We start from the raw sequence: 15044 nt of genomic DNA, 5'->3' as shown, positions 1-15044 counted from the left end.
GGTGATGCTTGGCGGAGGCGGGGTGTCGCGGGGTGGAGACGGCTCCCGGCGCTTCCGTTTTGTCCCCGGTCGAGCCCGATCTCGGGGGAAGGGCCTTGGGGTTGCCGCATATTGACGTGGCGTCAGGGCGGGCCTAGGTTCACATCGGCTTGCAAGAACTTTCAGCAAGAGCGCGTGCGCGACTTGCGGGGGTGTCGCCGGTCGGCGGGTCTTCGGCCGGTGCGGGGCGTCGTTTTTCTCCGGGCGTTGTTCCCGAGGGCGGCGGTTCGTCGTGTGTCGAAAGGTGATCCGGTGGATGTCGGGAAGACCGGCAATGGTGTGAATGCCGGATATGAGGCCAATGCCGATATGGGAGTCGGTGCGGGTGCCGGAGTGGAAGGTGAGGGCGCGACCGCGGTCGGCGATGTGTTCGCGACGCGGTACGGCGCGGTGCGCGGGCATCGACGCGTTCCGGACATGGTCGCGATCCTCGGCATTCCGTACGCCGCCCCACCCTTCGGCGTCGACCGGTTCCGCGAACCCCGCGCGCCGGCGACGTGGACCGGGATCCGCGACGGCGCGCGCTTCGGGCCGATCGCCCCGCAATCGGCACGCCTTCCGGGCACACCCGGGTGGTCGCCGGGGGACGAGGACGTGCTCACCGTCAATGTCTGGACCCCTGCCCTCGCCGGCGAACGGCTGCCCGTCCTGGTCTGGATCCACGGCGGCGCCCATACCTTCGGTTCCTCCGCGCAGCCCGACTTCGACGGTGTGGTTCTGGCCCGGGCCGGACTGGTCGTGGTCACCGCCAACCACCGGCTGGGCTTCGAGGGTTTCGGGCACGTACCGGGCGGCGCGAGCGCCGGCCTGCCCGACAACCGGGGCCTGCTCGACCAGGTCGCCGCGCTGCGCTGGGTCCGGGACAACATCGCGGGCTTCGGCGGTGACCCCGACAACGTCACGGTGGCGGGCCAGTCCTCCGGTGCCACCGCCGCGGCCTGCCTGATGGTGATGGATCGCGCACGGGGCCTGTTCCGCCGCGTCATCGCACACAGTCCCGCGGCTCCGATCCACTCGCGTGAGCTCGCCGCCGCGACGACGGCCGAAGTCGCGGCGGCGGCCGGCTGTCGGGTCACCGCCGAGGCGCTGACGGCGGCTACGCCCGGCGCGCTGGTGGCCGCTTGCGATCGGGTCGTCGACGACTACCGGCGCAATCCACACTCCGGCCGCCGGCACTACGACCCGGTCATCCACGCACCGGTGGTCGACGGCGACGTGCTGCCCGCCGACCCCCTCACCGGCCTGGCCGACGGCCGGGCGCGGGGAGTGGACCTGCTGGTCTGCCACACCGCGGAGGAGTATTGGCTCCTCGACGCCGTGGGCAGCAGTGCGAAGGTCACCACCGAACGGCAACTGGCTGTCTTCGCAGCCGACTTCGGCCTGTCCGAGGACCTGGTGACGGCGTACCGCGCGGCGATGCCGCAGGCGCCGGTCCTGGACGTCTATCTCACGATTCTCGGCGAGGTGATGTTCGGCGAGTACAGCCGGCGCCTGGCCGAACGGCACGCCCGCGCGGGTGGCCGGGCCTTCCTGTCCCGCTTCACCCGCCGTCCGAGCGCCCCGGGTGCGGTGCCGCGCGCCTGGCACTGCGCGGACGTGCCCTTCGCGTTCGGCAACCTCGATCTCGACGAGGTGCGATTCCTCATCGGCGGCCCACCCGACGACGCGGACCGCGGACTCTCGCAACGCATGGTGCGTGCCTGGGCCGCCTTCGCCGCCGGCGGCGACCCCGGCTGGCCGCATCTGGACGACACGAGCCGGCACACCCACATCTGGGATACGCGGGACCGGCCCCACGCACCCGTCCACGCACCCTGGACCGACGTGGACTTCGGCCCGTTGCACCCGTGATCACGCGCTCGACCCCAACGGCCCGCCGTCCCGGGCGCGGGCGCCCGGGCCGCGTATGTCCGCCCGTCCGTCCGTCCGCCGTTCGTTCGGCGGACGTCGGGCGGGGAGGAGCGCGCGTCGGATGTGATGGGTGGCGGCGCGAGGGTTCGGCGCGCCGGGCGTTCGGTCGGCGGGGACGGCCCGTACCGGTGGGGTAGTTGATCGGAGTCGACCGATCGGCGTCGGAAGCGGCGATGGTTTCGGTATTGGTGGGATGCGCCACATTCGACGACGGTGAGCCCCGGGTTCTCCGGACTTGACGGGCGTCGATGATCAAGTGTCCGTATTGCCCTATCGACAGTTTCATGCGTTTAACTTAGGCTCACCTAAGTCCCGGCGTGCCGCTCTGTCGACGTGCCCACCTTTCATGTCTTTTGCACGCCTGACAGGCGACTGCCCCGCACGATGGGAGTGGTATGTCGCAGGGTCTTCCTGATGACGCACCGTTGGTCCTCGACCTCGCCGGCTTCCGCTTCGGATCGTTCGACCAGGCCGCGCCGGTCGTACTCCGCGGGCACCGCGTGCGCGTCGACGGGCGGGGCGCGGTCGGGGAGTTCGCCTCGCGTCGGTCGTGTGTCCCCGATGGATCGAAGGGATGACGCGCGTCGATTCGGGCCTGGCCGCCGTCGAGCACGTCGTGCCCACCGGCGCGGAGGTCCGACGCCGGCGGGTGGTGGGTCTGGTCGCGCTCGTGGTGGTCCTCGTGGTCGCTGCGCTGGTGTCGCTGGTTGTCGGCGCGCGGGCGTTGAGTCCGGCCGAGGTGTGGCACGGGTTGTTCGCGGCGCCGGACGCGGACCAGCGGCAGAACGAGGTCAGGCTCATCGTGCAGACCGTGCGGGTGCCCCGGACGGTGCTCGCGATCGTGGCGGGCCTCGCGCTGGGGGTGGGCGGGGCGCTGATCCAGGGCTACACCCGCAATCCGATCGCCGACACGGGCTTGCTGGGGGTGAACGCCGGCGCCTCCTTCGCGGTGGTCTCCGTCGTCTCCGTGTTCGGGTTCGCCGACCCGACGCAGTATGTCTGGTTCGCCTTCCTCGGTGCGGGGGTTGCCGGTGTCGTCGTGTTCGGATTGGCGAGTATCGGCCGGGGCGCCGGCAACCCGTTGACGTTGGCACTGGCCGGGCAGGGCATCACGGTATTCCTCGCGGCGATGACCACCGCGGTCGCGTTGTCGGACAAGGCGTCGCTGAACGCGCTGCGGTTCTGGAACTCGGGCTCGGTGGCCGGTGTCGGATTCGACGTCATCCGGCCGGTGACCGTTTTCGTCGGGGTCGGGTTGGTGTTGGCCCTGGCCACGCTTCCCACCATCAACCTGCTCAACCTCGGTGACGACGTGGCGCGGGGGCTGGGCGTGAACATCACGCGAAGCCGGATCATCGGCATCGTCGCCATCACCCTGCTGGCGGGCGCGGCGACCGCGGCGTGCGGTCCGATCGCGTTCCTGGGTCTCATGGTGGCCCACGTGGCCCGGTATCTGACCGGGCCGGACTACCGCTGGTCGGTGCCGTACGCGGGTCTGCTCGGTGCCGTCGTGCTCCTGGTCTGCGATGTCGTGGGGCGGGTCGTGGCGCGACCGGGCGAGTTGGACGCGGGTGTCGTCGTCGCCCTCCTGGGCGCCCCGTTCTTCGCGGCCTTGGTGTGGCGCGGAAAGTTCAAGAGGACATGAGCGCGACAGACGTCGAACGATCGTCGATACCGGGTGTACGGCTGGGGCACGTGTCGTTCGTGTGGCGACCCCGAATGGTGCTCGTCACACTGCTGTTGGCGGCGGCGACCTTCCTGGTGTTCTGCCTGTCCATCGGCATCGGGGACTTCCCCATCGGGCTGCCGCAGGTGGTCGCCACCATCTTCGGCCGGGGTGAGCAGGTCGACGAGTTCGTGATCATGGACCTGCGGATGCCGCGTGCCATGGCCGGTCTCGTGGTGGGGATCGCGCTGGGGGTGTCCGGGGCGATCACCCAGTCGATCGCCCGCAATCCGTTGGCCAGCCCGGACGTTCTGGGCGTCACCGGGGGCGCCAGTGCGGTCGCGGTGTTCCTGGTGACGGTTTCGGGCGGGGCATCCGCGGCGATCGCGGGCACCGTGGGGCTGTCCGCGGCGGCGCTCGCGGGTGGTCTCGGCGCGGGTCTGCTGGTGTACGTCCTGTCGTGGCGGCGCGGGATCGACGGCCTCCGTCTCATCCTGATCGGCATCTCGGTGAGCGCCGTGACTCAGGCCGTCACGACCTGGCTGCTGGTCTCGGCCGACATCAGGGATGTGGCCCGGGCCCAGGCGTGGTTGGTCGGCTCGCTGGAGGATCGGTCGTGGGACGAGGTCCGGATCGCGCTGTGGTGCACGCTCGTCCTGATGATCGTCGTGGCGGTCGTCGCGTTCCAGTTCAAGCCGCTGCACTTCGGCGACGACGTCGCCGCGGGCCTGGGCGTGCGGTATGGGGCGGTGCGCGCGGTCCTGCTGTTGTGCGCGGTACTGCTGGCCGGTGTGGCGGTGAGCGCGGCGGGTCCCGTCCCGTTCGTCGCGCTGGTGGCGCCACAGGTGGCGATGCGGCTGGTGCGATGTCCGACACCGCCGATGGTCGCCTCCGCGCTGGTGGGGGCGTTGTTGCTGATCGGCTCGGACCTGGTCGCGCGTACGGCGTTGCCGATCACCCTCCCGGTCGGTGTGGTCACGGCCGCGATCGGCGGACCGTTCCTCGTGTATCTGCTGGTACGGGCGAATCTCAGGTAGCCGACGGGGCCGGTGCGGGCAGCCGCGAACCATGACGAGCCGAGACGGCGGACACAGCGCATTTCGTGGATGCAAGGTCGAGCAAATCCGAGACAAGGGGACGTAGTGGCCGCTCAGTTCATGACCGAGACCGAAGACGAGTCCGAGGTCGGGCACGTGTCACGGCTGGCGGCCGAGGGCGTCACGGTGGGGTACGGCGGCCGGGTCGTCATCGACGGCCTCGACGTGGTGATACCGCCACGGCTGGTCACCACGATCATCGGGCCCAACGGCTGTGGGAAGTCGACCCTGTTGCGGACCCTGTCGCGGCTGCTCAAGCCGACCAAGGGCATGGTGCTGCTGGACGGCGACGACATCGGCAGGCTCAAGACCAAGGAAGTGGCCAAGAAGCTCGGGCTGTTGCCGCAGGCCCCGGTCGCGCCGGAGGGGCTCACGGTGGCCGACCTGGTCGCCACGGGCCGCCATCCGCACCAGAGTTGGCTGCGCCAGTGGTCGTCGGACGACGCCGCCGTGGTGGAGCGCGCGCTGGCCATGACCGGGGTGGCCGACCTGGCGGACCGCCCGGTCGACGCGCTGTCCGGCGGTCAGCGTCAGCGGGTCTGGATCTCGATGACCCTGGTCCAGGGCACCGACCTGCTGTTGTTGGACGAGCCGACCACCTACCTGGACCTGGCGCACGCCATCGACGTACTCGACCTGGTGGACGACCTGCACGAGGCGGGGCGCACCGTGGTCATGGTCCTGCACGATCTCAACCTGGCCACGCGCTACAGCGACAACCTCATCGTGATGAAGGCGGGGTCGATCCTGGCGCAGGGGCACCCGCGGGACGTGATCACCGCCGACTTGCTGCACGAGGCGTTCGGACTGCGTGCGCGAGTGATCGACGACCCGGTGGGCGACCGACCGTTGATCGTGCCGATCGGCCGTACGCACGTCGTACTCGGCCAGGGGTCCGACGAAGATCAAAAATAGGAAGACCAACGACAATTTAGGCTAGCCTTGCCTAAGTTGTACCTGTATGGTTTGCCTGCCCTTTAACAAGAGGGGCGGCGAACGGCACGAAAGCAAGGGATTTCGGATGCTCCACCATCGAACGACGCGTATGGGGTCCCGGCGACGGTTGGCGGCGATATTGTCCGCCGCGGCGCTCGGAGTCGGCCTTCTCGCGGGTTGCGGGTCCGACTCGGACGACAAGGACAAGAAGGCGGACACGTCGAGCGGCAACGCCCCGGTCGCCGCCGCCGACGGCGTCTTCCCGGTCACGGTGGAGCACGCGTTCGGATCCACGAAGGTGGCGAAGGCCCCCAAGCGGGTCGTCTCCGTGGGCTACACCGACGACCAGGCCATCCTGGCGCTCGGCATCAAGCCGGTCGGCATGGTCGACCAGTACCCCAACCCGCCGGGCAAGACCCCCGACGTCAACACCCAGTGGGCCTGGACCAAGGACAAGTGGGGCGACACCCGCCCCGAGGTCGTGATGAACAACGGGGACTCCGCCCCCAATTACGAGAAGATCGCCGCGCTGCGGCCGGACCTGATCATCGCGGTCTACTCCGAGATCGACCAGGCCGCCTACGACAAGCTCGCCAAGATCGCCCCGACGGTGGGCCGCACCAAGGCCGAGAAAGAGCCGTTCAGCGCGCCGTGGCAGGACAACGCGATCCACATCGCCAAGGCGCTGGGCAAGTCCGACGAGGGCACCAAGATGGTGCAGGGCATCCAGGACAAGCTGGACGCGGCCCGCAAGGCGCACCCGGAGTTCGCCAACCAGACCGCCGTCGCGGTGTCCTGGTACAAGGACTCGGTCGCGCCGTTCACCACCACCGACGTGCGCGGACGATTGCTGACGGGCATCGGCTTCAAGGGTGCGACGGAGATCGACAAGATCGCGGACGGCAAGTTCTTCACGGTGCTCTCCCCCGAGCGCATGGATCTGCTCAACGTCGACCGCATCTTCGTCATCAACGACCAGGTGGACCAGGACGCGCTGAAGAAGTTCCAGCTCTTCACCAACCTGCCCGCGGCCAAGAGCGGGAAGGTGTCGTACCTGCTGGACGGCGAGGGCCCGGCGGTCGGCGCGGCCATGTCCCAGGGCACGTTGCTGTCCCTGCCGTACGCCATCGACGAACTCGTCAAGGCGGCCGGCTAGTCATGTCGATCGGCATAATCCGTCCCCGGTCCACCTCGGGCCGGGGATGAGTACCACCGACACGCGTCCGGCGCAGGCGACCCTGCGCACGGCGACCGGACGCCGGGCCACCCGATGGGTCGCGGCGCACTGCCGCGAAGTGCCGTGGCTGACCGCCGGAACCGTGCTCACCACGGTGGCCGGGGCGGCGCTCCAAGTGCTTCCCGTGCTCCTGCTCGGCCGGGTGGTCGACGGCGTGATCGAGGGCGAGTCACGCTCGATCCTGGTCACCATCGGGCTGTTGCTGGGAGCCGCCGCGATCCTTGGCGCGGCGGCCGGCGCCGCGTCGACGTACCTGATCGGACGACTGGGCGCGGACCTGCTCGCGCGGCTGCGCGAAGGCGCGGTCCGGGCGGTGCTGGGCATGCCGAGCGCACGCGTCGAGCAGGTCGGCCGAGGCGACGTGCTCTCCCGGGTCGGCGACGACGTGGCCGTGCTGTCCAAGGGCATCCGAGCGGCCGTCCCCACGGTGTTCTCGGCCGGAGTGCTGGTCGTCATCGCCACGGCCGGTATGTTCGGACTGGACTGGCGACTGGGACTGGCGGGCGCCGGCGCGTTGCCCGCGTACGCGCTGGCCCTGCGCTGGTATCTGCCCCGGTCCGCCCCGCTCTACCGGAAGCAGCGGGTGGCGCAGGCCGACCGTGCGCAGGCGTTGATCAGCGGGTTGGACGGGATCGACACGGTACGGGCGTACCGCCTCGAGGACACCTTCCGGGAGAAGGTCACCCGCGAGTCGTGGCGGGTGCGCGAACTCGGCATCGAGGTGTTCCGGTTCTTCGGCCGGTTCGTCGGCCGGGAGAACCGCGCCGAGTTCATCGGGCTGGTCCTGATCATCGTGGTCGGGTACGCCCTGTTGGAGGCCGATGCCGCCACCCTGGGCGAGGTGTCGGCGGCCCCACTGATGTTCCACCGGTTGTTCACTCCGCTGGGCTCCATCATGTTCACCTTCGACGAGGCGCAGAAGTCGGGCGCGAGCCTGACCCGGCTGGTCGGGGTGCTGGAGGAGGCGGGCGAGGATCGACTGGTGGGCGACGCGGGTGTCGCGACCGTGGGCGTCGGGTCCGCGCAGGGCGCGCCCTCGGGCGTCGCGGCTGCCGGCATCGGATCCGCGGAAGTCGCGTCCACGGGCCGCGCGTTCGTGGACGGCGCGCCGTACTCGGTGACGGTGCGAGGGCTGACGTTTCGCTATCCCGACACCGAGGAGCCCGTTCTGCGGGACGTCGACCTGACGATCCCGGGCGGTGGTTCGCTCGCGCTGGTGGGGGCGACGGGTGCGGGCAAGTCGACGCTGGCCGCGCTGATCGCGGGCATCGGCACGCCGCAGGCCGGGTCGGTGTGCGTGGGGTCGACCGACCTCGCCGATCTGGACGAGGCCGGGGCGCGGGCCCTGGTGAGCATCCTGACCCAGGAGACGCACGTCTTCTCCGGCTCCCTCGCCGACGATCTGCGGCTGGCCGCACCGGCGGCGACGGACGCCGAACTGACGCACGCGTTGCGTACGGTCGGCGCCGACGGCTGGCTCGACGCGCTGCCCGACGGGCTGAACACCGCGGTCGGCGAGGGCGGCGAACGCCTGGACGTCACCAAGGTCGCCCAGATCGCGCTGGCCCGGCTGGTACTGGGCCGGTCGCCGGTGGTGGTGCTCGACGAGTCGACCGCGGAGGCGGGCAGCGCGGGCGCGGCCGAACTGGAGCGGGCCGTGCGAGCCGCGTGCGCGGGCCGAACCACGTTGTTCGTGGCGCACCGGCTGACCCAGGCGATGGCGGCGGACCGGATCGCCGTGCTGGACGCGGGACGCGTCGTGGAGGAGGGAACGCACGAGGAGTTGGTGGCGCTGGGCGGGCGGTACGCCCGGCTGTGGCGGGCCTGGCGAGAAGGTGGTTGACGGGCGGCTCCGTCCATCCCGCGAACTCCGCCGACCCCGCGAACCCTGTGAACCCCGAGAGCTCCGCGAGTCCCGCGAACTCCGCCGACCGGAAAGCGAATGCCCGTCACCTCGATGAACACTCCCGACACGCAGCGGCCCCGCTCGGGGTCCGCCATCCTGCGCACCGCGATCCGTCGCAACGCCGGCGCCATGACCTGGGGCACCGTCCTCATGGGCATGTACCAGGCGGGAGAGACCGCCTTCCCCATCGCGATCGGCCTGATCGTCGAGCACACGTTGCGCGACCGAAGCCTGGGCTCACTCGCCCTGGCGATCGCCGCGCTGGCCGTGATCATCACGACCGTGTCGTTGTCGTGGCGGTTCGGGATGCGCATCCTGCAGAAGGCCAACACGACCGAGGCGCACCACTGGCGGGTGGAGGTCGCGGCTTGCGGTCTCCAGCCGGTGGCCAGGGACGTCGACCTCAAGTCCGGCGAGGTGCTCACCATCGCCACCGAGGACGCCGACCAGACCGCCGACATCATCGAAGTGGTGCCGCTGCTGATCAGCTCCCTGGTCGCGGTACTGGTCGCGGCGATCGCGCTGGGCCTGGCCGACATCCGGCTCGGCCTGCTGGTGATCGTGGGGACCGTCGCGATCCTGTCCATTCTGAGTGTGATGTCCAAGCGCATCGGCGCCAGTACGCGCGAACAGCAGGCCCGGGTGGCCCGGGCGGGCGCGAAGGTCGCCGACCTGATCACCGGCCTGCGCCCGCTGCACGGCTTCGGCGGCAACCACGCGGCGTTCCTGTCCTACCGCAAAGTCAGCGCGGAGGCGCGGCGGCAGGCGATCACCGTGGCCAGGGTGAACGGCGCGTACGCGGGTACCGCCCAGGCCCTCAACGCGATCCTCGCCGTAGCGGTGACCGTCACGGCGGGTCTGTTGGCGTTCGACGGGGCGATCACGATCGGCCAACTCGTCATGGCCGTGGGGCTGGCGCAGTTCATCATGGAACCGCTCAAGCTCTTCTCGGACATGCCGAAGTACGTGATGATCGCGCGCGCGTCGGCCGAGCGGATGGCGCTGGTGCTGGCCGCGCCGCCGGCGACCATCCCGGGCTCGGAGCGCCCGGCGTCGGGCGGAGACCTCGAAATCGACTGCGTGCGATACGGGTCGCTGCACAAGGTGAAGTTCCGGGTAGGCCCCGGCGAGTTCGTGGCGCTCGCCGCCTACCAGCCGCGCGCGGCGGCCGAACTCGCGTCGATTCTGGCCGTACAGGTCCCGCCCGACGCCTACGAGGGAGTCGTACGGGTCGGCGGGCGGGAGATCGCGGACCTGTCGATCGAGGCGGTCCGAGAACACATGCTGGTGAACCCGTACGACGGGGAGATCTTCGCGGGCACGCTCCGTACGAACATCGACCCGTCGGGCGGCAGTCGGATGATCCCCGAGGCCGTCGAGGCGTCGATGCTGACCGACGTCGTCGCCCTGCACCGCGAAGGACTCGAGTACGGCGTCCGCGACCGCGGCGCGAACCTGTCCGGAGGGCAGCGGCAACGGCTGTCCCTGGCCCGCGCCCTCGCCGCCGACACCGACGTCCTCGTCCTGCACAATCCGACGACGGCCGTCGACGCGGTCACCGAACAGCTCATCGCGCGCAACATCGCGAAGCTGCGCCGAGGCCGCACGACCATCGTGATCACCGGCAGTCCGGCCCTCCTGGACGTCGCGGACCGTGTGCTGGTCCTGGACGACGGCGTCATCACGGCCGAGGACACCCATCGGAACCTGCTCGCCACGGACGCGGACTACTGCTCGGCCGTGGCTCGATGACGTGGGGGCGACGACTCGTCGCGTGGCGGACGATCGATGGTGCGGGCGCCGATCGATCTGTGGGTGTCGATCGATCGTGTGGGTGTCGATCGGCGGGTGTCCTGCGGGAGGATGACCCACATGCAATTCCTCTTGATCGCCCACGACGGAACCGACGAGCACGCCGCGACCCGTCGGCTCGCGGCCAGGCCACGGCACATCGAACTGGGTGACACGATGGTCGCCGCGGGGCGAATGTTGTTCGGTACGGCGATCCTCGACGCCGATGGACGGACGATCGGATCGATGTTGGTCCTGGACTTCCCCACGCGCGCGGAGCTCGACGCCTGGTTGGCGGTCGAGCCGTACATGACCGGCGATGTCTGGCGGGACGTCGACATTCGCCCGTGTGCGGTGGGGCCGTCCTTCGGCGGCGCGGCGGGGTCTCGGCCGGGGCCGCGCTGAGCGCACCCGAAGCGCGTGGAACGACTCGACTGGCTGCCCGCCGTGCTCGCGTCGCTGGACCGGCCGTTCCTCATCGAGCGACCGGATGAACTCCGCGACCTCGTCGTGGCACTGGCCGACCGGCTCACGGACTCGGCTCGGCGGACTCCACCGCAGGCGTGAGGGACGCCGGCGGCCGATACCGTGTCGGGCCGGCCCGGCCCGCCTGCGTAGAGTCTTCGGGTGACTCGACACGACATACCTGATCCGCACCTGTCCATGCTGACCGTGCCGCAGGCCGTGTATCTGCGCGAGCTGACGGCCGACTTCTTCTTCACCCGGCATGGGGTGCGCCCGGCCGTCGAGGGCGATGTCGTCGAGCACGCGGGCCGTCTCAGCCCGCTGAAGAACCTGGCGCAGCGGTGTCGCGCGGTGGGCGAGGAGCAGTGGCCCGCGCTGGTGGAGCAACACTTCGGCAACCTGGAGACCGCGTCCCGGGGTGAGGAGAGCACGCAGGAGTTGCTGCGAGCGGCTTATCCGCGGCTGCTGCCCGACGACTTCTTTCCCGCGGACGCCGCGTCGGGCTTTCGCTACGTGCAGCCGGTGGCCGAGGGGCTCATCCTGGCCTTCGCACTGGACGCGCCCGCTTCCGTGCGGATCCTGACCGACCGGGACGTGGCGGGCGCCGGGCACCGGGAGTTGTGGACGGCGGGCGTGGCGAACCTGCGGCGCGACCCCGTGGAACACGTGGAGGTGCGCGGGCCGCAGGGTGCGCTGCTGCACTCCGTCAGCGGTGGCTCCCACTTCGTCGCGAGCAGGGCGCTGGTACTGCCCGACCTGGTCCGATCCGTCACCGGACGAGAACTGCCGGCCGCCGGGGCGCTCGTCGCCGTGCCCACGAGGCACCTGTTGGCGTTCCACGCGATTGTCGACGGGACCGTGGTGGACGCGGTCAACGATCTCGGTGCGTATGCCCTCGGCGCCTACGAGGACGGACCGGGCTCACTGTCCCCGAGGTTGTACTGGTGGCACCAGGGGCAGTTGGTCTCGCTCACGGTCTTCGACCACGACCGGCGCACCTTCTCCGTGGTGCCGCCGCAGGAACTGATGGAGCTGATGAGAAACCTGCGCGACCGGGACGGCGGCGGAGGCTCGGCGCCCGAGGTCGCCGGCGGCAGGACCGACGTCGAGCAACCCGAGCCCGCCACCGTCGAGCAACTCGCGCTTACCGTGGCCGAGTTCACCGCACGGCTGGAGCAGGACGCGAGCGGCTTCGCAGACGGCTTCGGGGCGGCCGTGGACCTTGCCCACGCCCGCTGTGCGGACGACGCCGCGTCGGCGAAGCTGGAGACGTGGGAAGCCTGGGTCACCGCCATGCAGGTCGGCAGCGCGTTGTTCGCCACCGCCCTCGCCCGGGAGGGGACCGTGCCGTGCCGGATCGGCGACCGCGTGCTCGCCCTCCCCGGCACCGCCACCGCCACCGGCATCGCGCCGTACGCTCATGCCCGTGCCTGGCTCGATGCCTTCTGGCTCGCGGTCGTCTGCCGCGAACAGGAGCGGATCACCACCCTGTGCCGGGTGCCGGTGGAAAATCTGCGCAGTGCCGATCCGGTCGACGACTACGTCCTCCACTGGATCGACACCCTGCAGAGCTACTGGCTCGGGCGGCCCATGGACGACATCGTGCAGAAGTTGGTCGCCACCATGAACACGTCCGGGCGAGATGTGGCCACCCGTACTCCCCGGGACTTCCTGGATCTGATCGACTATCAGCCAGTGGCTCTCTTCCATCGCCTCGTCACGAAGGATCACGCGGCCTTCGCGGAGGCCCTCACCGAAGCGCTCGCCCACCACGACACCTACTGGAACGGCTCGCGCGCGCCGCGTGGTCGGGTGGCGCTGGGTCCGCTGGCGATGGCGTGCCTCGCGTACGAGATGGGCTTTCCGGTGGACGTCGACAAGACGTTGCCGTACCTGCCCAAGTACCTGCTGAACCGCGAGTGGCTCGGCGAGTTCACCACCTGAACCCGGCGTCGATCGACCGCCGGGTTGGGCGGGGGAGGGAAGCGGGAAGGCTCTCGACGATGGTCCGTCGCGTCGAGGGGGAATGTCCGTGGTGCGCAAGGGTGGTTCGGGTACGAGTGCCCAAAAGGGTCATCCGTTCGGTCGTCGGCCCTCCGGCGGGTGGGCCGATGTGGTGTGGGACTGGTCGAAGTCCGGTACCCGACACGCGGCCTTGAACCGGGTGTTACGCCGGCTTCCCGGTGTCGGGTCGGCGACCGCGTACCGGTTCGGCCTGGTGGAGCGGGCGCACTACGCGTACGGGGTGCGCCGGGCCACCGAGTCTGCCGCGCGTCTGGGGCATCGGGGCGTGACGGTCGTGGAGTTCGGGGTGGCCGGCGGCAACGGGCTGTTGGCGCTCGCCGAGCACGCCCGCTACTACGCCGCCGCCACGGGCGTCGCGGTGCGGGTGGTCGGCTTCGACGGCGGGGCGGGTATGCCGCCGGCCAAGGATCCCCGGGATCTGCCCTATCTGTTCGGCCCCGGCTTCTACCCGATGGACCACGAGCGCTTGCACCCCCGCCTGGGCGAGACCGAGTTGGTGATCGGCGACCTCGCGCGGACGCTGCCGGACTACCTGGACACCCACGAGCACGAACTCCGGGCCCACCCCGTCGGGTTCGTCTCCCTGGATCTGGACCACTACACCTCCACGGCGACCGCGCTGGATCTCTTCCGCAGGCCCGGTCACGGCCACCTGTTGCCCCGGGTCACCTGTTACCTCGACGATCTCCCGGGCACCATCGACCGGATCGGCGAGGCCGCCGCGATCGCCGAGTTCAACGCCGATCACCCGGACCGGGTGATCGGCCGGGTCCTGGGCCTGCGCGCGTTCATGCCCCTCGACCCCCCGTGGGCCGACCAGATCTATGTCCACCACCGTTTGGACCACCCCGACTACGCGACCCTGGAAGTCGGCGCCACCGGCGACCGCCTGCCCCTCACCCGCTGACGGCCGGAAGTGCCCGCGTGGCTCAGCGGGGCGAGTCGCGCCACTCGCGCCAGGTGAGGCCGCGCGGGGCCAGTTCGCCGGCGTGGAACGCGGTCCAGGTGGTGGTGTTGGGGCCGGTGCCGGGGGTGTCGGGGGCACTGGTGTAGAGCGGATGCCGGGTGCGTACCAGGTCGGCCAGCCACGGCTCCAGCGCGTCGAAGCCGTCCAGCGTCCATGCGCGCGCGTGGTAGACGAGGTTGCCCGGTGTCTCGCTCTCCGCGATGCCCATCGCCGGCACGTACGGGCAGATCCGGCTCCAGCAGTTGGTGACCGGCATCGCTCCCGTCCGGGTGTCGGCGTCCGTACCGGAGTACTCGCGGGCGTCGTCCTCGTGCACCAGGAAGTCGAACAACTCCCATGACGTGTACGTCGAGTTCGCGAGGCCGAAGTCGTCGTCGATGCCGTACCGGTCGGCGAGGCGGTAGACGGGAGGCACGTCCAGGGTCCAGACCAGGTTGCGGTGCACTCGACGCGGGGCGACGGAGCCGGCCAGCGGAACCTCGGCGGGGCCGAACAGCGCGAACAGGGCGCCGGCACGGATGCGATACGACAACTGCACGCGGTCGTTGGCGATCGGTGGAAGCGGGCGGGTCCGTCCGTCCAGCGGGTTCGTCCACTCCGTCAGGACGCTGCCGTCCTTCGGATCGGTGTAGAAGACGATCTCGCGCGAGACCATGTGCAGGTCGTCGGTGCCCGGCGTGTGGACGAGCCGGCGAATGTTGTAGCCCTCGACGCCGAACAGCACCCGGCCGTGCGGGAATACCTTGCCGTGAACGTCACCGGGCACGTGGTTGTGCACGGTTCCGCTGATGCGATAGAGCATGTCGCGGCCATCGGGACGGCCGAGCAGTCGCACGAAGAGTCGGGCGTTCGCGTCGTCGAGCGACGCGATCAGGGCCTCGGGCGATGTCTTGCCGGGTTCCATACGCGGTGTCCGTCCGTCCACTCGTCTCGATCGGGTCCGACCCCATCCTTTCGTGGAATCCGACCCCCGGTGCGCCGTCGGTCGGATCTCGCCGTCGAGG

Annotated in this window: 11 protein-coding genes and 1 pseudogene; 11 read left to right on the top strand and 1 reads right to left on the bottom strand. The window is 70.3% G+C overall.

Annotation, left to right across the window (positions count from 1 at the left end; all coding sequences use genetic code 11):
* Nucleotides 1-372: 372 nt before the first annotated feature.
* From ACIRL2_RS19435 to ACIRL2_RS19385, 11 genes and pseudogenes are all read left to right on the top strand, one after another.
* Entirely contained in the window at nucleotides 373-1890 is a 1518-nt protein-coding gene (locus ACIRL2_RS19435; protein WP_402233608.1) for a carboxylesterase/lipase family protein, read from the top strand.
* A gap of 634 nt (nucleotides 1891-2524) precedes the next feature.
* Nucleotides 2525-3595 (top strand): FecCD family ABC transporter permease, encoded by a 1071-nt coding sequence (locus ACIRL2_RS19430; RefSeq protein WP_395860438.1) that lies wholly within the window; start codon nucleotides 2525-2527, stop codon nucleotides 3593-3595.
* A complete protein-coding gene (locus tag ACIRL2_RS19425; RefSeq protein ID WP_402233606.1) occupies nucleotides 3592-4653 on the top strand; it encodes a FecCD family ABC transporter permease in 1062 nt (353 codons plus the stop codon). The genes ACIRL2_RS19430 and ACIRL2_RS19425 overlap by 4 nt, the downstream gene beginning before the upstream one ends.
* Nucleotides 4654-4758: 105 nt before the next feature.
* A complete protein-coding gene (locus ACIRL2_RS19420) occupies nucleotides 4759-5628 on the top strand; it encodes an ABC transporter ATP-binding protein (protein ID WP_395860434.1) in 870 nt (289 codons plus the stop codon).
* Between the two features lie 106 nt (nucleotides 5629-5734).
* The gene (locus ACIRL2_RS19415) at nucleotides 5735-6805 is read left to right on the top strand and encodes an iron-siderophore ABC transporter substrate-binding protein (protein ID WP_402233603.1); all 1071 of its coding nucleotides are present in this window, start codon (nucleotides 5735-5737) and stop codon (nucleotides 6803-6805) included.
* A gap of 46 nt (nucleotides 6806-6851) precedes the next feature.
* Nucleotides 6852-8729: an ABC transporter ATP-binding protein gene (locus tag ACIRL2_RS19410; protein ID WP_402233600.1), complete on the top strand. Its 1878-nt coding sequence runs from the start codon at nucleotides 6852-6854 to the stop codon at nucleotides 8727-8729.
* A 114-nt stretch (nucleotides 8730-8843) separates the two neighbouring features.
* On the top strand, nucleotides 8844-10544 hold the full coding sequence (locus tag ACIRL2_RS19405; protein ID WP_395860428.1) for an ABC transporter ATP-binding protein: 1701 nt from the start codon (nucleotides 8844-8846) through the stop codon (nucleotides 10542-10544).
* Between the two features lie 120 nt (nucleotides 10545-10664).
* The gene (locus ACIRL2_RS19400) at nucleotides 10665-10988 is read left to right on the top strand and encodes a YciI family protein (protein ID WP_402233596.1); all 324 of its coding nucleotides are present in this window, start codon (nucleotides 10665-10667) and stop codon (nucleotides 10986-10988) included.
* A 12-nt stretch (nucleotides 10989-11000) separates the two neighbouring features.
* Nucleotides 11001-11150, top strand: a pseudogene (locus ACIRL2_RS19395) (transcriptional regulator); the annotation flags it as partial.
* A gap of 60 nt (nucleotides 11151-11210) precedes the next feature.
* The gene (locus ACIRL2_RS19390; protein WP_402233594.1) at nucleotides 11211-12992 is read left to right on the top strand and encodes an immunity 49 family protein; all 1782 of its coding nucleotides are present in this window, start codon (nucleotides 11211-11213) and stop codon (nucleotides 12990-12992) included.
* An 88-nt stretch (nucleotides 12993-13080) separates the two neighbouring features.
* Entirely contained in the window at nucleotides 13081-13980 is a 900-nt protein-coding gene (locus tag ACIRL2_RS19385; RefSeq protein ID WP_395860422.1) for a hypothetical protein, read from the top strand.
* Nucleotides 13981-14002: 22 nt separating this feature from the next.
* On the opposite strand, the gene ACIRL2_RS19380 is transcribed toward ACIRL2_RS19385, so the two are convergent.
* Entirely contained in the window at nucleotides 14003-14944 is a 942-nt protein-coding gene (locus tag ACIRL2_RS19380; RefSeq protein WP_402233591.1) for a DUF1838 family protein, read from the bottom strand.
* Between the last annotated feature and the right edge of the window lie 100 nt (nucleotides 14945-15044).

This window comes from Embleya sp. NPDC127516 (assembly GCF_044765325.1).
Classification (GTDB): Bacteria; Actinomycetota; Actinomycetes; order Streptomycetales; family Streptomycetaceae; genus Embleya.
Note: the sequence above shows the minus strand (reverse complement) of the source record. Positions and strands in the feature narration are given on the sequence as shown.